The 23,551-nt window shown below is 65.7% G+C and carries 20 protein-coding genes; 8 read left to right on the top strand and 12 right to left on the bottom strand.

Going from position 1 to position 23,551, the window contains the following annotated elements:
• Positions 1-53 precede the first annotated feature (53 nt).
• Positions 54-1,136, bottom strand: coding sequence for a tartrate dehydrogenase (locus tag ACEN9N_RS16075; protein WP_157609097.1), 1,083 nt, complete (start codon positions 1,134-1,136; stop codon positions 54-56).
• A 311-nt stretch (positions 1,137-1,447) separates the two neighbouring features.
• Here ACEN9N_RS16075 and ACEN9N_RS16070 point away from each other — a divergent pair, with 311 nt between their 5' ends.
• Positions 1,448-2,305, top strand: a complete 858-nt coding sequence (locus ACEN9N_RS16070; protein WP_413315598.1) for an aldo/keto reductase — start codon at positions 1,448-1,450, stop codon at positions 2,303-2,305.
• Between the two features lie 16 nt (positions 2,306-2,321).
• On the opposite strand, the gene ACEN9N_RS16065 is transcribed toward ACEN9N_RS16070, so the two are convergent.
• The 3 genes from ACEN9N_RS16065 to ACEN9N_RS16055 all read right to left on the bottom strand — a co-directional run bounded on the left by ACEN9N_RS16065 (position 2,322) and on the right by ACEN9N_RS16055 (position 6,340).
• Positions 2,322-3,818 carry a nucleobase:cation symporter-2 family protein gene (locus tag ACEN9N_RS16065; protein ID WP_495653982.1) on the bottom strand — a complete coding sequence of 499 codons (1,497 nt, stop codon included), beginning with the start codon at positions 3,816-3,818 and terminating at the stop codon, positions 2,322-2,324.
• 148 nt (positions 3,819-3,966) lie between these two features.
• Positions 3,967-5,223, bottom strand: coding sequence for an alpha/beta hydrolase family protein (locus ACEN9N_RS16060; protein WP_495653981.1), 1,257 nt, complete (start codon positions 5,221-5,223; stop codon positions 3,967-3,969).
• Between the two features lie 67 nt (positions 5,224-5,290).
• Positions 5,291-6,340: an SDR family oxidoreductase gene (locus tag ACEN9N_RS16055; protein ID WP_413315596.1), complete on the bottom strand. Its 1,050-nt coding sequence runs from the start codon at positions 6,338-6,340 to the stop codon at positions 5,291-5,293.
• Positions 6,341-6,490: 150 nt separating this feature from the next.
• On the opposite strand from ACEN9N_RS16055, the gene ACEN9N_RS16050 reads away from it, so the two are divergent.
• Entirely contained in the window at positions 6,491-7,189 is a 699-nt protein-coding gene (locus ACEN9N_RS16050; protein ID WP_413315595.1) for a TetR/AcrR family transcriptional regulator, read from the top strand.
• Between the two features lie 49 nt (positions 7,190-7,238).
• On the opposite strand, the gene ACEN9N_RS16045 is transcribed toward ACEN9N_RS16050, so the two are convergent.
• Genes ACEN9N_RS16045 through ACEN9N_RS16035 form a run of 3 tightly spaced genes read right to left on the bottom strand, consistent with a single transcriptional unit; the run spans position 7,239 to position 10,262 of the window.
• Positions 7,239-7,994, bottom strand: a complete 756-nt coding sequence (locus tag ACEN9N_RS16045; protein ID WP_495653980.1) for a GntR family transcriptional regulator — start codon at positions 7,992-7,994, stop codon at positions 7,239-7,241.
• A gap of 14 nt (positions 7,995-8,008) precedes the next feature.
• Entirely contained in the window at positions 8,009-8,746 is a 738-nt protein-coding gene (locus ACEN9N_RS16040) for an aspartate/glutamate racemase family protein (protein WP_495653979.1), read from the bottom strand.
• 22 nt (positions 8,747-8,768) lie between these two features.
• Positions 8,769-10,262 carry an NCS1 family nucleobase:cation symporter-1 gene (locus ACEN9N_RS16035; RefSeq protein ID WP_495653978.1) on the bottom strand — a complete coding sequence of 498 codons (1,494 nt, stop codon included), beginning with the start codon at positions 10,260-10,262 and terminating at the stop codon, positions 8,769-8,771.
• A gap of 244 nt (positions 10,263-10,506) precedes the next feature.
• Between ACEN9N_RS16035 and ACEN9N_RS16030 the strand changes: the two genes are divergently transcribed.
• The 3 genes from ACEN9N_RS16030 (at position 10,507) to ACEN9N_RS16020 (ending at position 15,502) form a co-directional block, all read left to right on the top strand.
• Positions 10,507-11,424, top strand: a complete 918-nt coding sequence (locus tag ACEN9N_RS16030) for a dihydrodipicolinate synthase family protein (protein ID WP_495653977.1) — start codon at positions 10,507-10,509, stop codon at positions 11,422-11,424.
• A gap of 312 nt (positions 11,425-11,736) precedes the next feature.
• Positions 11,737-13,077: a fosfomycin efflux MFS transporter AbaF gene (gene abaF, locus ACEN9N_RS16025; RefSeq protein ID WP_495656392.1), complete on the top strand. Its 1,341-nt coding sequence runs from the start codon at positions 11,737-11,739 to the stop codon at positions 13,075-13,077.
• A 394-nt stretch (positions 13,078-13,471) separates the two neighbouring features.
• On the top strand, positions 13,472-15,502 hold the full coding sequence (locus tag ACEN9N_RS16020) for a putative bifunctional diguanylate cyclase/phosphodiesterase (RefSeq protein ID WP_495653976.1): 2,031 nt from the start codon (positions 13,472-13,474) through the stop codon (positions 15,500-15,502).
• A gap of 6 nt (positions 15,503-15,508) precedes the next feature.
• Here the strand turns inward: ACEN9N_RS16020 and ACEN9N_RS16015 are convergent, their stop codons facing one another.
• The 4 genes from ACEN9N_RS16015 to ACEN9N_RS16000 are packed head-to-tail and all read right to left on the bottom strand — an operon-like array spanning position 15,509 to position 20,174.
• Positions 15,509-16,735 (bottom strand): M20 family metallopeptidase, encoded by a 1,227-nt coding sequence (locus ACEN9N_RS16015; RefSeq protein WP_413314636.1) that lies wholly within the window; start codon positions 16,733-16,735, stop codon positions 15,509-15,511.
• Between the two features lie 20 nt (positions 16,736-16,755).
• The gene (gene uraD / locus ACEN9N_RS16010) at positions 16,756-18,534 is read right to left on the bottom strand and encodes a 2-oxo-4-hydroxy-4-carboxy-5-ureidoimidazoline decarboxylase (RefSeq protein ID WP_495653975.1); all 1,779 of its coding nucleotides are present in this window, start codon (positions 18,532-18,534) and stop codon (positions 16,756-16,758) included.
• Positions 18,531-19,493: an allantoinase PuuE gene (gene puuE / locus ACEN9N_RS16005; RefSeq protein WP_413314634.1), complete on the bottom strand. Its 963-nt coding sequence runs from the start codon at positions 19,491-19,493 to the stop codon at positions 18,531-18,533. Before puuE ends, uraD begins: the two co-directional genes overlap by 4 nt.
• Before the next feature lie 6 nt (positions 19,494-19,499).
• Positions 19,500-20,174, bottom strand: coding sequence for a GntR family transcriptional regulator (locus ACEN9N_RS16000; protein ID WP_007838350.1), 675 nt, complete (start codon positions 20,172-20,174; stop codon positions 19,500-19,502).
• Between the two features lie 82 nt (positions 20,175-20,256).
• On the opposite strand from ACEN9N_RS16000, the gene uraH reads away from it, so the two are divergent.
• Positions 20,257-20,607 carry a hydroxyisourate hydrolase gene (gene uraH / locus ACEN9N_RS15995; protein ID WP_007838349.1) on the top strand — a complete coding sequence of 117 codons (351 nt, stop codon included), beginning with the start codon at positions 20,257-20,259 and terminating at the stop codon, positions 20,605-20,607.
• A 119-nt stretch (positions 20,608-20,726) separates the two neighbouring features.
• On the opposite strand, the gene ACEN9N_RS15990 is transcribed toward uraH, so the two are convergent.
• The gene (locus ACEN9N_RS15990) at positions 20,727-21,227 is read right to left on the bottom strand and encodes a hypothetical protein (RefSeq protein ID WP_495653974.1); all 501 of its coding nucleotides are present in this window, start codon (positions 21,225-21,227) and stop codon (positions 20,727-20,729) included.
• A 52-nt stretch (positions 21,228-21,279) separates the two neighbouring features.
• Between ACEN9N_RS15990 and xdhC the strand changes: the two genes are divergently transcribed.
• Positions 21,280-22,089, top strand: coding sequence for a xanthine dehydrogenase accessory protein XdhC (xdhC, locus tag ACEN9N_RS15985; RefSeq protein WP_495653973.1), 810 nt, complete (start codon positions 21,280-21,282; stop codon positions 22,087-22,089).
• Between the two features lie 215 nt (positions 22,090-22,304).
• The gene (locus tag ACEN9N_RS15980) at positions 22,305-23,510 is read left to right on the top strand and encodes a urate hydroxylase PuuD (protein WP_495653972.1); all 1,206 of its coding nucleotides are present in this window, start codon (positions 22,305-22,307) and stop codon (positions 23,508-23,510) included.
• Positions 23,511-23,551: the final 41 nt, after the last annotated feature.

Here is a 23,551-nt window from a genome sequence, read left to right as displayed (position 1 = left end):
GTGAGCGCACCCCGAACGACGCACTCCGTACCGACCCCTGGCTTCCAGATTCGTCATGCAGAAATGCATTCGGCGATCGCGCGGCCCACATCCACGGTGTTGGCCGTGCCGCCCATGTCGCGGGTGCGCGGACCTTCGCTCAGTACAGTCTCGATGGCCGACAGCACGGCGGCGGAAGCCTGCGCGTAGACGGGATCGTCGCCGCCGAGGTGGTCCAGCATCAGCGCGGCCGACCAGATCTGGCCGATGGGATTGGCGATGCCCTTGCCTGCGATGTCGGGCGCCGAGCCATGCACGGGCTCGAACAGCGACGGGAACTTGCGCTCCGGATTCAGGTTGGCCGAGGGCGCGATGCCGATGGTGCCGGTGCAGGCCGGGCCCAGGTCGGACAGGATGTCGCCGAAGAGGTTGGAGGCCACGACCACGTCGAACCAGTCGGGGTGCTGCACGAAGTGCGCGCAGAGGATGTCGATGTGGAACTTGTTCGTCGCCACGTCGGGGTAGCGCGTGGCGATTTCGGCCAGGCGTTCGTCCCAGTAGGGCATGGTGATCGAGATGCCGTTCGACTTGGTGGCGGCCGTCAGGCTCTTGCGCTTGCGGCGGCTGGCGAGCTTGAACGCGTAGTCGATGATGCGGTCCACGCCGGTGCGGGTGAACACGGCTTCCTGGATCGCCATTTCGCGCGGCGTGCCTTCGAACAGGCGGCCGCCCACGGAGGTGTATTCGCCTTCGGTGTTCTCGCGCACCACCAGGAAGTCGATGTCGCCGGGCTTGCGGTGCGCCAGCGGACCGGGCACGCCGGGCATCAGGCGCACGGGGCGCAGGTTGACGTACTGGTCGAAGTCGCGGCGGATCTTGATGAGCAGGCCCCACACGGCGATGTGATCGGGCACCTTGTCGGGGGCGCCCACCGCGCCGAAGTAGATGGCGTCGTGGCCCTGGATCTTGTCGGCCCAGTCGGCCGGCATCATCAGGCCGGTGCGCACATAGTGGTCGGAACCCCAGTCGAAATGGTCGTAGGAGAAGTCGATGCCGAAGCGGCGACCCACCGCGTCGAGCACGCGCAACCCTTCGGGCATGACCTCGACGCCGATGCCGTCTCCGGGAATGACGGCAATCCTGTGCTTCTTCTGCATTGACTCAACCTGTTCCAAGTTCGTTGCGTTCGGGGGCCGGCGCCTGCGACGCTGGGCTGTTGAAAAATTCTAGGAGCGAGGGGTGGGGGTGCGGTGGGGGTTGGCACCCAAACCGCCTTGACAAAATCAGAAGGCGAAGCGGCGAGATTTCATAGAGGACTTTGTCAATTCAATGTCACGGAATCGACTTCGATTTCGAAAAATTAGAAGGCTGGAGGTGCCCCGGGCGAACGCCGTGCTGCTGCACGGAGCACCGGGAAAGTCGTCGCCGGAGGGCTGACACGACCTTATGTCCCTCGTACCATGGCCCGATGCGAACACTCCAACTTCCCACCGGCGGCGAGATGCCCGTCCTCGGCCTGGGCACCTGGCGCATGGGCGAAAACGCGGGTCATCGTGCGGCGGAGGTGAAAGCCGTGCGCGAGGCCATCGCCCTCGGCTACCGGCTCATCGACACGGCCGAGATGTACGGCGAAGGCGGGGCCGAAACAGTGGTGGGCCAGGCCATTGCCGAGGCCTTGCGCGCGGGCGATGCACGGCGTGAAGAGCTCTTCGTCGTCAGCAAGGTTTATCCGCACAACGCCAGCCGGCGCGGCACGCGCGACGCCTGCGAGCGCAGCCTGAAGCGGCTTGGCCTCGACGCCATCGACCTCTACCTGCTGCACTGGCGCGGCAACCATCCGCTGCGCGAGACCGTCGCCGCGATGCAGTCGCTGGTGGCGGACGGACGCATCGGCCACTGGGGCGTGAGCAACTTCGACACCGACGACATGGAAGAGCTGATGCAGGCCGTGGGCGACGGGCCGGGCTGTGCGGCGAACCAGGTGTACCTGTCGCTCGGCGAGCGCGGTCCCGAGTTCAGCCTGCTGCCCTGGCAGCGCGAACGCGGCATGCCGCTGATGGCCTACAGCCCGATCGACCAGGGGGCGCTGGCCGAAGACGATGGGCTGAGCGAACTGGCCGGCCGGCTCGGCGTGACGGCTGCGCAGCTTGCACTGGCCGCCGTCGTCGCACGGCCCGGCGTGGCCGCGATTCCGAAGGCGGTGCGCAGTGCGCACCTGAAGGAGAACCTGGCTGCCGCCGATCTGCAACTCGATGCGGCCACCCTGGCCGAGCTGGACCGTCTGCATCCACCGCCGCGGCGCAAGACGCCGCTGGCAATGATCTGAGAAGAAGAAAGAAGGATCAGTGCGCCTCGGCCTGCTTGGCCGCGGCGATCACAGCCTGCTCGTCGTGCTTCGCGCCGTTGAGGAACAGGTTGAGAAGCACGGCCGCGATCGACGCCAGCAGAATGCCCGACTCGATCAGCGAGTGGATCGCGTGCGGCATCCATTGCTTGAAGTTGGGCGCGATCAGCGGAATCATGCCGATGCCGATGGACACCGCGACGATCATCGCGTTGTGGCGGTTGGTCTTGAAATCCACGCCCGAGAGAATGCGGATGCCCGTGGCCGCCACCATGCCGAACATCACGAGGCCCGCGCCGCCGAGCACCACGGTGGGCAACGATTCCACCAGCGCGGCCATCTTCGGCAGCAGGCCCAGCACGATCAGGATCGCGCCGCCGGCCACGCACACGTAGCGGCTCTTGATGCCCGTGACGGCCACGAGGCCCACGTTCTGCGAGAAGCTGGTGTACGGGAAGGTGTTGAAGATGCCGCCGATCAGCGTGCCCAGGCCGTCGGTGCGCAGGCCGCGCGCCAGGTCCTTCTGGCTGATCTTGCGGTCGGTCATTTCACCGAGAGCGAGGAACATGCCGGTCGATTCGATCATCACCACGATCATGATCAGCGTCATCGTGAGGATCAGGATCGGGTCGAACTGCGGCATGCCGAAGTGAAAGGGCAGCACGATGTCGACCCAGGCGGCCTTGCCCACCTTCTCGTAGGTCATGAGGCCGGTGACCGAGGCCACCACCGCACCGATCACGATGCCCAGCAGCACCGAGATGTTGGCGATGAACCCCTTGGCGTACTTGACGATCAGCAGGATCGACACCAGCACCAGCGCCGCCACGCCGAAGCCAGAGAGGTCCGCGTACTTGGGGTTGGGCACCGTGGGCATGATCGCGAAGCCCTTGGGCACCGCGGGAATGGAACTGCCGGGCGAGGTGACCTCGGCCAGCCACTTCGCATACACCGGGTCGACCAGCGCGGGCGCGGTCGGGCCCACGGGGTTGCCGAAGATCCAGTTGATGCCCACGCGCATCAGGCTGATGCCGATGACCGCGATGATGGTGCCCGTGACCACCGGCGGAAAGAAGCGCAGCATGCGGCTCACCAGCGGCGCGATCAGTATCGATACGATGCCCGCGCCGATGATGGCGCCGAACAGCAGCTGCGCGCCGTTCTGGCCCGGGTTGGCGTTGGCGATGGCGACCATTGGCGCCACCGACGCGAAGGTGACGCCCATCATCACGGGCAGCTTGATGCCGAAGAACTGCGTGGCACCCAGCGCCTGGATCAGCGTGGCGATGCCGCAGCAGAACAGGTCGGCCGAGATCAGCAGGGCGACCTCGTCGGGCGAGAGCTTGAGCGCGCGCCCGACGATGAGCGGCACCGCGACCGCGCCCGCATACATCACCAGCACGTGCTGCAGGCCAAGGGCCGCGAGCTTGCCAGAAGGCAGGCGCTGGTCCACGGGATGGACTGTCGGAACAGTGGAAGAGGTCTCGGCCGTCATCGTGTATCTCCTGGCGCAGCAAGGGGAGAGAGGCGTGAACGGCGCGGTGTTCCGTGGCGTCCACCTGGTGTGTACGCCAAACTGTATACAATTTATGCGGCAATCCGGATGCAGGAAAACCCGCATCGCGGGCCCTGGGCGAAGACGATCAGTTTTCCAATTTCAGCCGCCGCATGAGCCAGTTCGCGGTGAACTCGAAGTGCTCTCGCATGTTCGACTCCGCCGTGTGGCCATCCTCCCCAAATACCAGTTGCGTCACATTGAAGCCAAGAGCCGCAAGGGACGCAGGTTCATCTCTGGAGACGAGATCTTCGCGGGCGCCGTTCACCATGAGAATGGGTTTGTGCAACTGCACCGCGGTTGGCATCTTCAATTGACGTGAGAGTTGGAATGCTTCGTAGTATTCGCACATCGCCTGACGGGGTGTCGTCTGCGGATTCATGTTGGCAAACACGGTGTAGGGCGCGACGATCCATGCCGGCGCCGTCTTGCAATGCGCTTGTCCGAAGCTCGAATCGCTGGGGCCGCCTATGTTGACGATCGCCTTGTAGAAGTCGTTCCTCAGCCCGCCAAGCGTTCCCAAGTAGCCTCCCATGCTCCAGCCGTACACGGCCACTCGGCTCGCGTCCAGGTCGCTGCGGGTCTTGATGTAGTCCGCAACCGTGTCAAGCATCGCGGAGGACTCCGGACGGAATCCCAACTGGTTCTCCCCAGTGTCCGGATTTTCCACAATGAGGGTTGCGAACCCGCGGCCCATGAAGTAGTCGCTGTGCCGGATCATCTCCGTCTTCAGGTTGTCGAGGCCGCCGAGGATGACCAGCACCGGCAGCTTCTCGTTGCTGCCGCGTCGTGCCGACGGGGCTCGGAAGTAGCCAATGAATTCTTTCTCTCCGGTCTTGAATGTGATCCGCTGGAGCGGCTTTCCCAGGACCGCGTAGGCTCGTTCGGTCGCCTGCAGATCCGCGGCGGGGACACGCTTGGGCAGCCGATTCATCCGCAGATAGAAAGCGGCCTTCTTGTATTCGGCCGATGCGGCCGCGCTGTCGCCCCGCTCTTCGGCCACGCGGGCTCGTTCCAGATGCACCTGGGCGGGCTTGCTGAAAGTCGCTTGCCAGGCCGCCTGCGACGGCCCGGCATGTTCCGGCGGCGTTCCAACGACGTCGTCGAACGTGCTTGCTTCGATGCCGGCATCCTCGAGCCACCAACAGATGTTGAATTTGAACGAAGGATGCATGCGAGCGATGCCTCCCGGGTACTCCGCCTGTCCTTTCCTGCAGAACTCGGCCATGCTGTCCGCCGCCCTGGCCGAGGGGATGCCCTGTGCCGCGGATTCGTGCGGCGCTGCCGCGACAAGAAGGACGGCTCCGAAGGCCGTCAAGAGTTTCAAGATCAATTTGTTCGTCACGGTCTTTCCTTTATTGGGTTGGGCGGCTCGGGCCCGTCGCAAGGGCGAAAAAGCGATTTGCTTGGCGCTATCGGGGCGACGCACTGGGCAGCCAGCCATTGCCGCGATACCAGGCGACCGTATCGGCAACGGTTTGCTCGATCGGGCGAAACTTCAGTTGAAGTTTCTGCTCGCTCTTCGTGTGATTGAAATGGCTGCGCCCCGCCTCCTTGCGCATCAGCCGCACCGTCGCCAGGCTGAGCAGGATGGGTTTGCCGCTGATCCGCGCATAGAGCTCCTGTGCCGCCGCCAGGAGATACAGGAGCGGGAAGGGCAAGTTGCGTGTCGGCGTCTTGATGCCCGCGATCTTCCCCATCAAGGGCACCAGTTCCTGCATCGTCATGTGGCGGCCGGCAGCCAGATAGCGTTCGCCGCGCTGCCCGTGCTCCGCGGCCGAAATCTGCGCCCTCGCCACATCGCGGGCATCGACAACGGAAAAGCTCCCAGGCAGCAACCCAGGCAATTTTCCAAGCACCACATCGTTGACAAATTGTCCTGACGAGGTGGGGCCAATATCGGCCGGCCCCCACATCCACCCTGGCAAGACAAAGCTCGCGTGCATGTCCGGGTGCGCTGCAAGAAAGGCCGACACGACTTGATCGGCCAGTATCTTGCTGCGGTAGTAGTCGTCGTCGGCATCTGCCAGGTCACGCAGACAGGTCTCGTCGATGGGCATGCCCGGCTCGCCATTCAGCACCGCGATGGACGAGGTCTGAACGAAGCGCCGAATGCCGGCGTCGTATGCCCGCTCGATGAGCTGCTGCGTGCCGTCCACATTGATGCGTTTGAGCTCTTCCCAGTGGCTGCCGCCCTTGAAGTTGTCCCGGAAGAAGGCGGCGGTGTGGAACACCACGTCGCATCCTTGCAGTGCCTTGGAGAAAGCGGGTACATCCGCCATGTCGCCCAGCACCAATTCGACGCCTTTCATCCCCGCAAACTGCTGCTGACCTTTGGCCTTCGAGCGGGCGAGGGCCTTGACGGAGACGCCGCGCGCGACCAGCTCGCGCACAAGGTTGTTGCCGAGAAGGCCGGTGGCGCCGGTGACAAATGCGGACCTCGGGCTCTTGGATTTTTCCATATCGATTGAATGTCAAAGATCAAATGAGTTTTGAATGTACCTTCGGCATTTTGAAATATCAAGTGATATCTGAAGAAGTGTCCCAGCCTTGCCTCCGGAAGCACGCGCCCGCCGGTCGACATCCAAAGTTCATGTGATATCTTTTGAGGCATGAGCCCCACGACAGCAAGAAGGCGCCTGACCCGTGAGGAAAGCCGGGCGCAGACTCGCGAGCGCCTGATCGACACCGCGCAGCACCTGTTCGTGTCGAACGGCTATGGGGGCGCGTCGATCCGCGACATCGCGGACAAGGCGGGCTACTCCCAAGGTGCTTTCTATTCGAACTTCTCGAGCAAGGAAGACGTCCTGCTGGAGTTGCTGCGACGGCACATGGAAGCGGAAGCGACGCGGCTTTCCACGGTCTTGGGCAACGACGCGCAACAGCCCGAACAGATGCTGGCCGAACTGGAAGCCTGGGCTTCCACGCTCAATCACGATGCCGACTGGTGCATGCTTTCCATCGAACTGCAGTTGCATGCCAACCGCAGCCCGGCGTTCGCTGCGGAGTACCGGAAGGTGTGGGACAAACACCGGTCCGAGATCGGCGGCGTGATCGGCCTGTTGTTCGACAAGCTCGGGCGCTCGCCCCCTGCCGCACCGGACGAACTGGCCGCGGCCTTCATGGCACTCTCGCATGGGCTGGCACTGCAGCGGATGAGCACGCGCCCGGATCCCTCGGGCCGGCTGATCATGGTGTTCCTGCGCGGACTGATCGCAAGTGCGGAATGCCTGGGAACTGCAGCTGTCGCACCGGCCGACTCCTCTTCGCGCGAGCCCAGGAAGCGCGCTGCGAAGAAAGCCCGGCGCTGAATCGCACCCGGGTGCCCAGGACACCTTCAGGCTGTCCTGCAGACCCTCCCTAGGCGAGCAGCGCCTTCACCAGATCGAGCTGCCGGTCAGGCTTCTCGGTGCCCAGTTCGAGGCTCGCCTCGATGCGCTCCAGGTGGTCATTCATGCTCTTCACGGCGGCCTCGGCATCGCCCTTGCGGCACAGGCGCAGGAAATCGGCGTGCTCGTCCGACGAGCAGTGCGGGTCGTTCGACGAGTGGTACAGCATGGCGATCAGCGAGCTGCGCGCCACCAGTTCGCGCACCAGCTCGGCCAGCGTGCGGTTGCCCGTGGCCTCGGCCAGCGCCACATGGAAGTCGCCCAGCAGCTTCTCGCGCACGGTGCCCGTGGTGGTGGTCTGGCGCAGCGCCGTGCGTTCGAACTTGATGTGCTGCTCCAGCACCTGGTAGTCGCGCGGCCGTGCGGCGGCGACGAACAGGCGCACCACCTCGCTTTCGAGAATGCGGCGCACCGCGAACACCTCGCGGGCCTCTTCCACCGAGGGCTGGCAGACGAACGCGCCCTTGTCGGGAATCATCTCGATGAGCTTGTCCTTCGACAGCATCAGCAATGCGGCGCGCACCTTGGTTCGGCTGACCGAATAGACCCGGCCCAGCGCCTCTTCGCGCAGCCAGGTGCCGGGCGGCAGGCGCTTCTCGACGATCGCGGTGGCGATGTCGTTGGCGATGCTTTCGATGGAGCTGTTCTTGTCTGCTGCGGCCGCGCCGTTCTCGGCTGGAACGGCGATGGCGGGGGGTACGAAAGATTTGGAACTGGCGCGGGGCATGCGCGGATTGTGGCCTAGCTCGAAAGCGTAAAGCTTTCCAGTGCGCCAACGATGGGCTTGGGCAAGGGCTTCGCCAGCTCCCCGCGCTTGCTGGTGCGCAGCTTCAGGGCGACGAGCGACTCGATGAGCTTGGTGCCCGCGGCCACGCCGTCGATCACGGGCACGCCTAGCACTTGCTCGATGTGCACGCACAGGTCGGTCATGCCGGCGCAGCCCAGCACGATGCAATCGGAGCCGTCTTCCTCGAGCGCGCGCCGGCATTCGTCGATGATGCGTTCGCGCGCACGCGAGCCGGGCTCCTCGAGTTCAAGCACCGGCAGCTCGCAGGCGCGCACGTTGGCGCAGAAGCGCTCCATGCCGTAGATCTCGGCCAGGTGCCAGGCCTGGCCCATGGTGCGGCCCAGGGTGGTCACCACGCTGAAGCGGCTGCCGATCATGCTGGCCAGGTGCATCGCCGCCTCGGCGATGCCCACCACGGGGCCGCGTGCCAGCTCGCGCGCGGCCTTCAGGCCCGGGTCGCCGAAGCAGGCGATCACGTAGCCGTCGATCCCGTCGCGCTCGCCCGAAGCGATCTCCTGCAGCAAGCCCGGCACGGCCAGCGCCTCGTCGTAGTGGCTTTCGATGGAGACCGGCCCCATGGCCGGGCTCACGGCCACGATCTCGGTGCCGGCATGCGCCACCGCGCGGGCGCAGGCGCCGATCTTCTCGGTCATGCTCCAGGTGGTGTTGGGGTTGATGATCTTGATGCGCACGGCGCTCCCTTTCTCTTTCAGTTCAAGTCTTGTTGTTGCGGTTCAGCACGGCATAGAGCACGAAGCCCAGGCCCATGCCGATGAACCACGCATAGTTCGCGCCGCCGCGCAGCGCCGGCACCATCACGCACAGGATCGGCACGATGGCTGCCGGCACCAGCGCCTGGATCGCCTTCGGGTTGTAGCCGCCGCTGTACCAGTATTCGCCCTTGGGGCTCATCGTGTAGAGCGCGTCCACGTCGATGCGCTGCTTGCGCACGATGTAGTAGTCGGCAATCAGGATGCCGAACAGCGGGCCGATGAACGAACCCAGCACGTCGAGCGTGTAGTGAATGACCTCGGGGCTGTTGTAGAGGTTCCATGGCGTGAGAAACACCGAGCCCACCGCGGCGATCATGCCGCCCGTGCGCCAGCTGATGTGCTGCGGTGCCACGTTCGAGAAGTCGAAGGCCGGCGACACGAAGTTGGCCACGATGTTGATGCCGATGGTCGCGATCATGAAGGTCAGCGCGCCCAGCACGACGGCGGTGGTGCTGTCGATCTTGCCCACGGTGTGCACCGGATCGGTGATCAGTTCCCCAAAGACAGGCAGCGTGGCGGCGGTGGTGATGACGGTCAGCAGCGAGAAGAACACGAAGTTCACCGGCAGGCCCCAGAAGTTGCCCTTCTTCACCGCGTCGAAGCTCTTGCCGTAGCGCGAGAAGTCGCCGAAGTTGAGCATCGGGCCGCTGAAGTAGCTCACCACCAGAGCAATGGCCGAGAGCATCACGGGCAGCGCGTCCCAGCCCTGGAACTTGATGCCGCCGAGGTTCAGGTCGATCTTGCTCCAGCCGGCCTTCCACACCAGCCAGCCGCACAGCACGGCCATGACCACGTACACCGCCGGGCCGGCCCAGTCGATGAACTTGCGGATGGCGTCCATGCCGTGCCAGAAGACGAAGGCCTGCAGCACCCACATGACCATGAACGCGACCCAGCCGAGGGCCGACAGGCCGACGAAGCCGTGTTGCGCGACATCGGCATACGGCGCCAGGCCCGGCGCCATGTGCAGCGCCAGCACCATGAATGCGGCCGATGCGAGGTACGTCTGCACGCCGTACCAGGCCACGGCGATCAGCCCGCGGATGATGGCCGGGATGTTGGCGCCCAGCACGCCGAAGGGCGCGCGGCACACCACCGGGTAGGGCACGCCCGTCACTTGGCTGGGCTTGGCCACGAGGTTGCAGAAGAACTGCACGATCACGATGCCGACCAGCAGCGACACCAGCACCTGCCAGCTCGACAGGCCCAGCGCGAACAGGCTGCCGGCCGTGATGTAGCCGCCCACGCTGTGCACGTCGGACATCCAGAAGGCAAAGATGTTGTATTGGCCCCAGGTCTGCTTCTTCAGCGGAGCGAGGTCTTCGTTGGTCAGGCGCGGGTGGTAGCCCGGCTTGATGACGGCGTTCGATTCCGCGTGCGGCGCAATGCCGGCTTCGCTTGCCCCCGCGGGGGCCTGGCTGACGACTGTGCTCATGGTCTTTCCTCGTGCGGGTGGGTGGATCGGGACCCGGTTTTGACGCAAATTTCGCGCCGGTTTTTCGGATGCGTTATTTGTATACAAAAACTGCACGCAATCAAGGCCATTCGGGGAATCATATATCCGTAGATTCCCTGATGCGATGTCAATAGCGAATAACTCTAATATTTTGTACGTATGTTTTAAATATATTAATAAGATATTTGAAATAACCCACCCTGTTATCCAAGGAGCACCATCCGTGACCAATCCCCGCTGGCAAGGCATCTTCCCCGCCATCACCACCAAGTTCCACGCCGACGAGAGCATCGATGCCGAGGGCACGGCCCGGCACATCGACTTCCAGATCCGCAACGGCATCCACGGCCTCGTCACCTGCGGCTCGCTCGGCGAAGCCAGCACGCTGACGCTGGAAGAAAAGCTGCAGGTCGCGAAGATCGCGCTGGACGCCGCCGACGGCCGCATCCCGGTGCTGGCCAATGTGTCGGAAACCAGCACGCGCGAAGCGCTGCGCTACGTGGACGGCGCCAACAAGCTCGGGGTGGCCGGCTTCATGGTGATGCCCTCGGTGATCTACGTGGCCGACGCGCGCGAGGCGATGCTCAATGTGCGCACCATCGCCAACGCCGCGCAGAAACCCATCATGGTCTACAACAACCCGGTGGCCTACCGCGTCGACCTCAAGCCCGAGCACATGGTCGAGCTGGCCGACTGCGAGTGGATCGCCGCCATCAAGGAGAGCACCGACGACATCCGCCGCATCACCGACCTGCGCAACACGGTGGGCGAGCGCTATCAGCTGTTCCTGGGCGTGGACGACCTGGCCTACGAAGGCCTGGCCCTGGGCTGCGACGGCCTGCTGGCCGGCGTGGGTTGCGCGTTCCCGCGCGAGACCGTCGCGCTGTACGACCTGATGAAGGCCGGCAAGTTCGCCGAGGCGCTCAAGCTCTACCAGTGGATGACGCCGATGCTGCACCTCGACGTGTCGACCAAGCTCGTGCAGAACCTCAAGCTCATCGACGTGCTGGTGGGCGTGGGCAGCGAGCACATGCGCCGTCCGCGCCTGCCGCTCATCGGCGAGGAGCGCGCATTCATCGAAGCCATCGTCAAGAAGGCGCTCGCCACGCGGCCTGCGCAGTACCAATCGGTCGTCGGTTGATCCTTCAGGCCGGCGGCCCCGTTCACCGTGACCACCATCGCCAGTGCTGAAGCCGCGGCCGCTTTCGATGGCGTGAATCTGCTCGTGGACTACCTGGCGCGCGTTGCGCGCCGAGCAATCGTCACCTGAGCGTTCCTCAGGTTCGCCTCGCGGGATTCGTTCCGCGAGGTCCTCCCGCGCGAAGGAATCCCTGCTCACGGACTCGGCGCGAGTCGGCAACCGCCGTCTCGTGGGCGGGGACTTCTGCGCGCATTTTTCTCACTTCCCTTTCGAGGATCCGTTCCCATGTCAAACACCGCAGCAATCGAGACGATGCCAGCGAGCATTCCCAAGAAAGACACCGGCGATCTCAAGCGCGTCGTCGCCGCGTCGATGATCGGGTCCATCGCGGAGTGGTACGAATTCTTCCTTTACGGCACGGCCTCTGCGCTGGTGTTCGGCACGCACTTCTTCAAGCAGACCGGCAATCCGATCGATGGCGTGCTCGCGGCCTTCGCGCTGTACGCGGTGGGGTTCGCCGCCCGGCCGTTGGGCGGGATCGTGTTTGGCCACTACGGGGACAAGATCGGCCGCAAGACGCTGCTGCAGATCAGCCTGATCGTCGTCGGTATCACCACCTTCCTGATGGGCTGCCTCCCGACCTTCGAGGCGATCGGCTACTGGGCACCGGTGCTGCTGGTGAGCCTGCGGCTGATCCAGGGCTTCGCATTCGGCGGCGAGTGGGGCGGCGCAGTCATCCTCGTGAGCGAGCACAGTCCTGACGACCGCCGCGGTTTCTGGGCCAGTTGGCCGCAGGCGGGCGTGCCGGCGGGCAACCTGATCGCCACCGTGGTCCTGCTGCTGCTGTCCTCGACGCTGAGCGAATCGGACTTCCTTGGCTGGGGCTGGCGCGTGGCCTTCTGGTTCTCGGCCGTGGTCGTGCTGATCGGCTACTGGATCCGCAAGCGGGTGGACGACGCGCCGATCTTCAAGGAGTCGCAGGCGCGCCAGCATCAGGTCAAGCAGCAAGAGATGCGCCTTGTGCAGGTGCTCAAGTACCACTGGCGTGAAGTGCTGATCGGCATCGGCGCCCGCTTCGCGGAGAACATCCTGTACTACATGGTGGTCACCTTCTCTCTGACCTACCTGAAGATGATCGTGGGCATGAACACCTCGCGCATCCTGCTGCTGATGTTCGGTGCGCACACCGTCCACTTCCTGCTGATTCCGGTGATGGGCCATCTCTCCGACGTGATCGGCCGCAAGCCGGTGTACTTGATTGGTGCGGTGCTCACTGCGTTCTGGGGCTTCGTCGGCTTTCCGATGATGGACACCGGCAACGAATGGCTCATCATGGCCGCGATCGTGTTGGGGCTGGCGATCGAGTCGATGACCTATTCGCCGTACTCGGCGCTGATGACCGAGCTGTTCCCCACGCGGATCCGCTACACCGCGCTGTCGTTGTGCTATCAGGTCGCACCGCTGCTGGCCGGCTCGCTGACTCCGTGGATTTCGCTCACACTGCTCAAGCACTACAAGTCATCCACGCCCATCGCCCTGTACTTGGTTGGCGCGGCGCTGATCTCCATCGTCGCCGTCAGCTTCGCCAAGGAAACCAAGGGCAAGTCGCTGCGCGAGATCGATGCCGCCGACGCGGCACGCCGCCCGCATTGATTGTGATACTGCTTGCCCAGCGTGATCAGGATGTCTTCGATGACGTCGTACATCAGCGTGGGCACCGTCGGCTGGAGCGGGGTGCCGGAATGGCAACCTGCCTGCCGACGATCCGCAGATCGGCCTGTTGGGCGTGAAAGGGGCTGATGCGCGCGCCGGCATGGGCTATTCTTCGAACCCTTCAAAACGAGTGTTCGCCAGCGCGCCGCACTGTCGGGAAGATGGACATGGCTGGCTTAAAAAAAGCGACGCGGACTGGAAGCGCGCGTCTCTGCGAAAGCCGCGAGTCTGGGATGGGGCCATGACATCCGGGTGAAAGTCGAACGAAAGTTCGTTGTTACCGCGCACCAGTCGGCGCGCCGGCGTGGCCCGCGCCCTAAACTGTGCTCCTTTCATGATTCCCCGCGCGCCTTCTCCCGAGCTCACTGCTTCCGTCGACGACCTGGTGCTGTCCCGCACGGTGCGCACCGACCAGCTCGTGGCGATACGCCGCAGCGTGCTGCGGGCCATTCCGATCAACGTGGTGCTGAGCTGCGCGGCGGCGCTGATCGCCGTCAACGCCGGCCGGGCGTTCGAAGGGCTGTGCTGGCTGCTGCTGTCCCTCATGGTGAACGGACTGCGCCGCTACATCTGCCGCTGGCCGTTCGCACCGTCGCCGGGCACCACGCCCGACAGCAGCGTCGCCACATCGCCGATCGCCCGCCCGGTCGAATGGCACCTGCGGTTGACAGCCGGCCTGGCCGCGGTGTCGGGCTGTGTGTGGGCGCTTATTCCGCTGCTGTGCGACGGCTACTCCTCGCCGCAGGCGGTGTTCTACCTGACGGTGGTGTGCGGCATCTGCGCCGGGGCGGTCACCTATGGCATCGCCTATGCGCTCGTGCCCATCGGCTTCATCACGCCGGCGCTGCTGTCGGTGGCGGGCTGCCTGGCGTATGCGGGCGGCTTCGACAACCTGTGCCTGGCGGCGCTCGTGCTGCTGTACCTCGGGGCGCTGGGGCGCGGCGCGCTGCACAGCGACAAGGCCTTCCGCGAAGGCAGCCGCATCCGCAACGAAGCCACCGCCATGGCCGCCCAGCTGCGGCTGGCGCACGCGCTCTCGCTGGATGCAACGCAGCAACTGGCCTTCCGGGCCTCGCACGATTCGCTTACCGGCCTGTTCAACCGCGAGGGCTTCACCGAGGCCGCGACGCTGCGCATCGCCACGACCGATGGCCGCCAGCACGGCCTGCTGCTGCTCGACCTCGACGGCTTCAAGGCGGTGAACGACGCCTTCGGCCACAAGGCCGGCGACCGCGTGCTGCAGGACGTGGCCCGCTGGCTGCAGCGGGAAACCGCAGACATGCAGGCGGTCCTCGGGCGCTGGGGCGGCGACGAATTCGCGCTGCTCTACAGCCTGTGGGACGAGCGGCAGGCGCCCACGGCCATCGCGCAGGGGCTGATCCGTTCGGTCTCTTTCGCCACGGCGCACTACGGCGGTCACCTGGGCGTGAGCATCGGCATCTCGGTGTCGGGCGAGGCCGAGATCGCCGACATGATCAGCTTTGCCGACGAGGCGCTCAACGAGGCCAAGCGCCTCGGGCGCAACCGCTGCCAGCTCTTCGACAAGGCGCTCAACCAGCGGCTGGCCACGCGGCGGGACGTGGAGCGCGACCTGCTGCGCGCCATCGAGGCGCGCGATATCGGCGTGTGGTTCCAGCCGATCATGAACAGCGACGGCTGCGAGGTCCACAGCCTCGAGGCGCTGATGCGCTGGAACCACCCGCGCCACGGCCAGATCGCTCCCGAGGAAGTGATCTACGCGGCCGCGAGCACCGGCGTGGCGGAGCCGCTGCTGCGGCACCTGGTCGACGAGGCCTGCCTGGCCATGCGCCAGCTCGAGGCCGCGGGCTCCAGCCTGGCCGCAGCGCCGGTCGCCATCAACGTCTCGCCACGCGAGATGGCGCAGCTCGCGGTCGACGACATCGTGCTGGGCATGCTGAAGGAGCGCGGCATCGCGCCGCGCCGGCTGCAGATCGAGATAACGGAAGAGGTGGCGCTCGACACCCATGCCACGCGCGGCCGGTTGAGCACGCTGTCGGCCGCGGGCGTGGCGATCGTGGTCGACGACTTCGGCGTGGGCTATTCGTCGCTGGCGTCGCTGCGCAGCGAGCACGTGCGGCAGGTGAAGATCGACCGCAGCTTCACGCTCGGCCTGTCGTCCTCACCGGGCAACGTGGTGCTGGTGGATGCCATCGTCCAGCTCGGCCGTTCGCTGAACATCCAGGTCGTGGCCGAAGGCGTCGAAACGCAGGACGAGCTCGAGGCACTGCGCGCGCTGGGCTGCAAGCTGGTGCAGGGCTACCACCTGGCGCGGCCCGCGCCGCTGTCCGAACTGATGGCGTGGGCGGCTTCGCGGGCGCTGCCGGCGCACGCCAAGGGCGCCTGAGCCGGATCAGGCCAGCAGGTCGCAGAGCGTGCGCGCGATCACCTTGGTGGCGCGGCGCAGGTCTTCGAGCACCACGCGCTCGTCGCTGCGCTTGGCATGCGACTCGAGCACGGTGCGCGGGCCGGCGCCGTAGATCACGCCAGGAATGCCGGCTTCGACGTACAGGCGCACGTCGGTGTACAGCGGCGTGCCCATGGCCTTGATCGGCTCGCCGAACAGCTCGCCGCCGTGCTTCTGGATGGCATCGACCAGCGGCTTGTTGCCGGCCAGCGGCTGCATCGAGTTGGCGAGCAGCAGGCGCTTGATCTCGACCGTGATGCCCGCGCTTTCGGCGGCGGCATCGGCGATCACCTTGCGGATCGTGGCTTCGACCTCGACCGGGTTCTCCTCGGGGATCATGCGGCGGTCGAGCTTGAACACCACCTTGCCCGGAACCACGTTGGTGTTGGTGCCGCCCTCGATGCGGCCGACGTTGAGGTACGGGTGCGTGATGCCCTCGACCTTCGACGTCACCTGCTGGTAGAGCATGTTCTGCGCATAGAGCGCGTTGAGGATCTTCGTGGCGCCCTGCAGCGCATCGACGCCGGTGGTCGGAATGGCGGCATGGGCCATCTTGCCGTGCACCGTCACTTCCATCTGCAGGCAGCCGTTGTGCGCGGTGACCACTTCGTAGCTGAAGCCGGCCGCGATCATCAGGTCGGGCTTGGTCAGGCCGTTCTTGAGCAGCCAGCCCGGGCCGAGGATGCCGCCGAATTCTTCGTCGTAGGTGAAGTGCAGCTCGACGCTGCCCTTGGCCGGTTTTGCTACCGCTTCGAGCGCGCGCAGCGCGAAGGTGAAGCTCGCGAAGTCGCTCTTGCTGACCGCGGCGGCGCGGCCGTAGAGGCTGCCGTCGGCGATCTCGCCGCCGTACGGGTCGTGCGTCCAGCCTTCGCCGGGCGGCACCACGTCGCCGTGGGCATTCAGCGCGACGGTACGGCCTTCGCTGCCGTACTTGCGGCGCACGATCAGGTTGGTGATCGATTCGAGGCCGTACTCCTTCACATCCTGCGCGGGCACGGCGTGCTTCTCGGCGTCGAGGCCGAAGTCCTTCAGCAGTTCGGCGGTGCGTTCGGCGTGCGGCGCGTTGTTGCCGGGCGGCGTGTCGGTGGGCACGCGCACCAGTTGCTGCAGGAACTGCACTTCCTCGTCGAAGTGGGCGTCGATCCAGGCGTCGAGTTTGGCGTAGTCGGTCATGGTTGTTCTTCTGTGGTCGGTCAGTGGGCTTGCTCGGTGGCGAGGTTGTCCAGCAGGAGCTGGAATGCTTGCACCGCCAATTGAATATCGTCGTTGGTGCTCGACTCGAGCGGGTTGTGGCTGATGCCCGAGTTGATGCCGCGCACGAAGAGCATGGCCTGCGGCATCACCTCGTGCAACTTCATCGCGTCGTGGCCGGCGCCGCTGGGCATGCGGAAGAGCGGAATGCCGAGGGCATCGACCGCTTTTTCCCATCGCTGCTGCCAGGCCGGTGCGCTGGGCGCGGCGGCGGCGCGCATCGTCTCCTCGAGCTCGTAGCGAACGCCGCGGCGCTCGCAGATGTCCTTCAGTGCGTTGACCACGTCGTTGGCCAGCGCGTCGCGCTGCGCGTTGTTGGGCGCGCGCAGGTCGAGGCTGAACTTGCAGCGGCCCGGCACCACGTTGATGGAGCCGCTGGGCACTTCGAGCATGCCGACGGTGCCGACCGAGTCGCCATCCTTCGCGGCGCGCTGCTCGGTGTAGAGAATCAGCTCGGCCACGGCCGCTGCTGCGTCGCGGCGGCGGTCCATCGGCGTGGTGCCGGCGTGGCTGGCCATGCCGATCACTTCGCCCACGTAGCGCACGCTGCCGTTGATGGAGGTGACGATGCCCAGCGGCAGGTCGAGCTCGGTCAGCACCGGGCCCTGCTCGATGTGCACTTCGACGAAGCCGAGGTAGCGGGCCGGGTCGCGCTGGATCTTCGGAATGTCTTCCTGCTTCAGGCCCGCGTGCTGCATGGCCTCGCGCATGGTGATGCCGTCGGCATCCTTCTGGTCGAGCCAGCGCGGGTCGAAATGGCCGATGAGCGCGCCCGAGCCCAGGAAGGTCGCCTTGTAGCGCTGGCCTTCTTCTTCCGCGAAGCCCACCACCTCGAAGGCGAAGGGCAGGCGCCTGCCTTGCCGCTTGAGTTCGCGCACGCAGGCCATGGGCACGAAGATGCCGAGGCGGCCGTCGTACTTGCCGCCGTTGCGCACGGTGTCGTAGTGCGAACCGGTGAGCAGCGTCTTCGCGTCGGGCGTGCTGCCTTCATAGCGACCCACCACGTTGCCGACCGCATCGATGTCCACCGAGTCGAAGCCGCACTCGCGCATCCACGTGGAGATCTGCGCGGCGCAGGCACGGTGCGCATCCGTCAGGTAGGTGACGGTGAGCTGGCCCTTCTCGGCATAGCCCGGGTCGGTGTGCACCGAGAGCTGCTCCTGCCAGTCCCACACGTCGTTGCCGAGCGTGATGTCGGCGGCGAACTTGTCGTCCAGGCGGATCTCGGCGATGCGATGGATGTTGCGCAGCGCCTCGCCGAGTTCGAACCCCGGGTGGTTGTACAGCCGGCGCTCGAAGGTGTCGATGATCTCGCGCTTGGCCAGCCCGGTGCCGCGCGGGCCGCGCACCGCGAGGATGAACGGAAAGCCGAACTTCGCGTTGTAGTCGGCGTTGAGCTGCTGGATCTTCGCGAACTCCTCGGGCGTGCAGCCGGTCAGGCCGGCCTTGCTCTGCTCGTTGGTCGATTCGGCCGTCAGCGTCTTGCTGACCATGGCCTTGCCAGCGAGCTCGGGGTGGGCGCGGATCAGGCCGATCTGCTCGTCGGCCGACGACGCGGCCAGCGCCTGCACCATCGAATGCTTCAGGTGTGCGAGCGATCGGAAGGGGCGCGCGGCGAGCGCGCGCTGCGCGATCCAGGGCGAGTGCTCGTAGATGCCATCGAGCAGTGCGACGGCTTCGGCCGGCGCCGCGGCGTTGAGTTGGGCGATGGTGAGGCTCATGATGCGGCTCCAGCTTCGAAAGGATGCGCCTGCTTCCAGTGGCGCGCGATGTCGACGCGGCGGCAGACCCACACCTTGTCGTGCTTGGCGATGTGATCGAGAAAGCGCTGCAGTGCCGTGATGCGGCCGGGCCGCCCGAGCAGCCGGCAGTGCATGCCGATGCTCATCATCTTCGGGCTGTTGTCGCCATTCGGGTCGCCCTCGGCATAGAGCGCATCGAAGCTGTCTTTCATGTACTGGAAGAACGGATCGGCGTGCGAGTAGCCCTGCGGCAGCGCGAAGCGCATGTCGTTGCAGTCGAGCGTGTAGGGCACGATGAGCTGGGGCACCACGCTGCCGTCGGTCTTCTGCACCTTCATCCAGAAGGGCAGATCGTCGCCGTAGTAGTCGCTGTCGTATTCGAAGCCGCCGTAGTCGGCCACGAGGCGGCGCGTGCGCGGGCTGTCGCGGCCGGTGTACCAGCCAAGCGCCCGCTCGCCGGTGAGCTTCTCGATGGCTTCCATGCCCAGGCGCATGTGCTCGCGCTCGGTGGCTTCGTCGAGGTTCTGGTAATGAATCCAGCGCCAGCCGTGGCAGGCGATCTCGTGGCCGAGTTCCTTGAACGCAGCCGTGAGCTCGGGGTAGCGCTCCAGCGCCATGCCCACGCCGAACACGGTCAGCGGCAGGCCGCGCTTCTCGAACTCGCGCAGGATGCGCCACACGCCGGCGCGCGAGCCGTATTCGTAGATGCCTTCCATGCTGATGTGGCGGTCGGGAAAGCTCGCCGGGTTGAACATCTCGGAGAGGAACTGCTCGGAGCCCGCGTCGCCGTGCAGCGTGGCGTTCTCGCCGCCCTCTTCGTAGTTGAGGACGAACTGCACCGCGATGCGCGCGCCGCCCGGCCACTGGGCGTGCGGCGGGTTGCGGCCGTAGCCGACGAGGTCGCGCGGGTAGGGCAGGGTGGTGTCGTAGACGGTCATGGATGTTCAGGCCAAGGCGAGCGAGATGTCGTTGGTGGGGACCTTGCGGTCGAACGTGAGGTTGGCCTCGACGTGCTCCAGGTGTTCGGTCATGAGGCGCACGGCGCGTTCCTCGTCGCGCGCGGCCAGCGCCTTCACGATGTCGGCGTGCTCGTCGTTGGAGTGCTCGGCAGCGCTGGCGCTCTGGTACATCAGCGTGATGAGGGCACAGCGAGAGATGAGTTCGCCGAGGATCTGCGCCAGCACCTGGTTGCCCATGAGCTCGGCCATGCGCACGTGGAAGTCGCCGAGCAGCTCGGTGCGGCCCGAGATGTCCTCGCCCGACACGGCGGACTTTTCGAGCGCGACGTGTTCCTTCAGCGCCTTGATCTTGGCCGGCGTGACGGTGCGCACGAACTCGCGCGTCATCTCGGCCTCGAGCATGCGGCGCACAGCGAACACTTGCCTGGCCTCGTCGACCGCGGGCGCGGCCACGAAGGCGCCGCGCGCGGGTTCGAGGCGGATGAGCTTGTTCTGAGACAGCTGGAACAGCGCCTGGCGCACCAGCGTGCGCGACACGCCGAAATGATCGGCCAGCTTCTGCTCAGCCAGCTTGGTGCCGGGCTGAAGCCGGTGCTCGACGATGGCCTTCGTGAGGGCATCGACGATCGAACGGGTGGTGGAGGACTCCATGTTTTTCATGATAGACCCAAAGCCGGTAACTGTATACACTTTTGTCCACCGGAATTTCCCGCACCCGATTCGACATTCGAAGGAGCGCCCCATGGGCCTGAGCACTCACGTACTGGACACGATGCACGGCGGCCCGGCGGCCGGCATGGAGGTGGCGCTGTACACCACCGACGGCGACGCCGCCACGCTGGTGAAGCGCTTCACGCTGAATTCGGACGGCCGCAGCGACGGGCCGCTGTACGACAACAACTCGCTGAAGGCCGGCACCTACCGGCTGGTGTTCGACGTTGCGGGCTACTTCAAGGCCCGCGGCGTGAAGCTGCCCGAGCCGAACTTCCTGAACAAGGTGTCGCTGGACTTCGGCGTGGCGCACACCGACCAGCACTACCACGTGCCGCTCCTGGTGAGCCCGTGGAGCTACTCGACCTACCGCGGGTCTTGATGCTCGCCCCCAGGCTTCGCGCACTTCGTGTCGCTTCGCCAACCCCCTACCGGGGGCGGGCCGGCCGCTTCGGGCGGCCGTGCGCGGCGGCCCCCGCGCAAATGCCTCCGGGTGTGTCTTCAGTCCCCTTGCTGTTGGCCTTCAGTCAGGGTGTCGAGCTGGAAGCGCCCGCTCTTGTCCCACAGCCAGGTATCGGTCCATGTGACCGCGCCGAGGCGGGTGGCGGGAGGGAAGGGCGCGGCCTTCAGCACCATGCGCTCGATCTCGGCGATGACCTCGGGTGCATGCTTGGGCGCGCGCAGCCAGTGCATCGACAGCACCTTGCCGCCGGCATCGATGTGGACCTGCAGCGTGCCGACCGCATAGAGCATCGGCGGCAGCTGGCCACTGTAGATGCGCGACTTGTTGGCGTCGTAGATATGGCGCGCTGCGTCGCGACGGTAGTCGCGCGCATTGGCCGCATTCGATCCGTGCGACACCGGGGCGGCCGCACTCTGTTCGACCTTGGCGGCGCTCAACTGGCCGGGAACGGTCCCGGGGCTCCCGCAGCCGGCGAGCCAGAGTGCGGAAATGACGGATGCCACCAGGGCAAGGTGGCGCGGCGTAAGCTGACGGTTCATCGCAGGTTTATACCGTGAGTCTCGTGCAACCCCGCAACCGAAGGTGTCGGAAATGAACGGCATGGTCGATCAGCTGCTGGCCCGTCTTGCCCGCGAAGACGCGGTGCTGGTGCGCGTCGAGTCGACGCAGGGCTCGGCGCCGCGCGAGGCCGGCACCTGGATGGCGGTGTGGGCCGATGCGCTCACGGCCACCATCGGCGGCGGGCAACTCGAATTCCAGGCCACGAAGGAAGCGCGCGAACTGCTGGCCGGCATGCGCGCCCCCTTCGACGGCATCCAGCGCTATCCGCTCGGGCCCAGCCTGGGGCAGTGCTGCGGTGGCGTGATGTTCCTGTCGTACCAGCGCATCACGGCGGCCGATGCGCCGAGGCTGCAGCGCGAACTGGTCGCGCAACTCAAGCCCGTGGCGCTGTTCGGCGGCGGTCACGTGGGCGCCGCGCTGGCGCGCCTGCTGGCCGCGCTGCCGTTCGCGGTGCGCTGGATCGACAGCCGCGACGGCGTATTCCCCGAAGAGCTGCCGGCACAGATCGACACCGAGCATTCCGAGCCCGTGCAGGACGCCGTGGCCGCGCTCGCGCCGGGCAGCCGCGTGCTGATCATGAGCTTCAGCCATGCCGAAGACCTCGACATCGTCATCGCCTGCCTCAAGCGCCTGCGCGAACGCAACGACCTGCCGTATATCGGCCTGATCGGCAGCAAGACCAAGTGGGCCACCTTCAGCCACCGGCTCGAGGCGCGTGGCTTCACGGCCGACGAACTGGCGCGCGTCACCTGCCCCATCGGCGTGCCCGGCATCACCGGCAAGGAGCCCGAGGTGATTGCCGTCGCGGTGGCGGCACAGTTGTTGCAATCGCTGGGCTGAACAGGGGTTTTCCCCGGCGGCGACGCTCAAAAAACCAACCCGCCTCGTGTCAAAACTGTATACACTTTCGGTCCACAACAAGCCGCAGCGGAGCGAGGCCCATTTCATGGCGCCTGCGTTCGCGGCACTTTCTCTGCTTACAGCGCCCGCGGTGGTGAGCAGGCTGAAACCCTTTGGCGGCGTCTCCACGCGCCGAAAGGGCTGAGAGAGAGCACATGGAAAGCTACTACCTCGACTGGGCCAACCTGCTGCTGCGCTGGGTCCACGTCATCACCGCCATCGCCTGGATCGGCGCCTCCTTCTACTTCGTGATGCTGGACAACAGCCTCGAGAAACCGCAAGACCAGGAATCGCTCGACAAGGGCGTGGGCGGCGAGCAATGGGCCGTGCACGGCGGCGGCTTCTATAACATGCAGAAGTACGCGCTGGCGCCGAAGAAGCTGCCGGACCACCTGCACTGGTCGTACTGGGAGAGCTATTCGACCTGGATCACGGGTTTCTCGCTCTTCACCATGTCGTACCTGTGGAATGCGAGCACCTACCTGATCGACAAATCGAAGATGGACTGGCAGCCCGGCGCCGCCATCGGCGTGGCGCTGGCCTTCTTCGTCGTGTTCTGGATGGTCTACGACGGCATCTGCCAAGTCTTTGGCCGGCGCAAGAACGGCGACACCATTGTCGGCGTGCTGATCGCGCTCTTCATCGTCTTCGCGACCTGGCTGGCCTGCCAGTGGTTCGCGGGCCGCGCGGCCTTCCTGCTGGTGGGCGCCATGATGGCCACGACCATGAGCGGCAACGTGTTCTTCTGGATCATCCCCGGCCAGCGCAAGAACGTGCAGGCCCTGCGCGAAGGCCGCCCGGTTGACCCGGTGCACGGCCAGCGCGGCAAGCAGCGCAGCGTGCACAACACCTACTTCACGCTGCCGGTGCTGTTCGCGATGCTGAGCAACCACTACAGCTTCACCTACACGCACAAGTACAACTGGATCGTGCTGCTGCTGATCATGCTCGGCGGCGCGGCGATCCGGCAGTTCTTCGTGGTGCGCCACCGCTTCAAGCTGGGCAACGCGGGCAACCCGCTGCCCTACGCGCTGATCGGCATCGTGGTGCTGGGCCTGACCATCGTCTGGATGAAGCCCGAACCCGCGGCCGCGCCCGCCGTGGCTGCCGCCGCGCCCGCGGTGCCGTTCAAGGACGTGCAGAAGGTGCTCGAGCAGCGCTGCTACATGTGCCACGGCGCGGCCACGCAGATGAAGAACGTGCGCGTCGATTCGCCCCAACAGGTGGCCGCGAATGCGCAGGCGATCTACCAGCAGGTGGTGGTCACGAAGATCATGCCTATGAACAACGCCACGGGCATCACCGACGAAGAGCGGGCCCTCGTCAGCCGCTGGTTCCAGGCTGGCGCCAAGACAAACTAGACCGGGATCAAGAGTGCGGGGCGCCGTGCCCCGCACAATCG

The sequence above is a fragment of the Variovorax sp. Varisp46 genome (genome assembly GCF_059491885.1).
The sequence above is the reverse complement of the archived record's forward strand: the minus strand, read 5'-3'. Positions and strand labels throughout refer to the sequence as shown.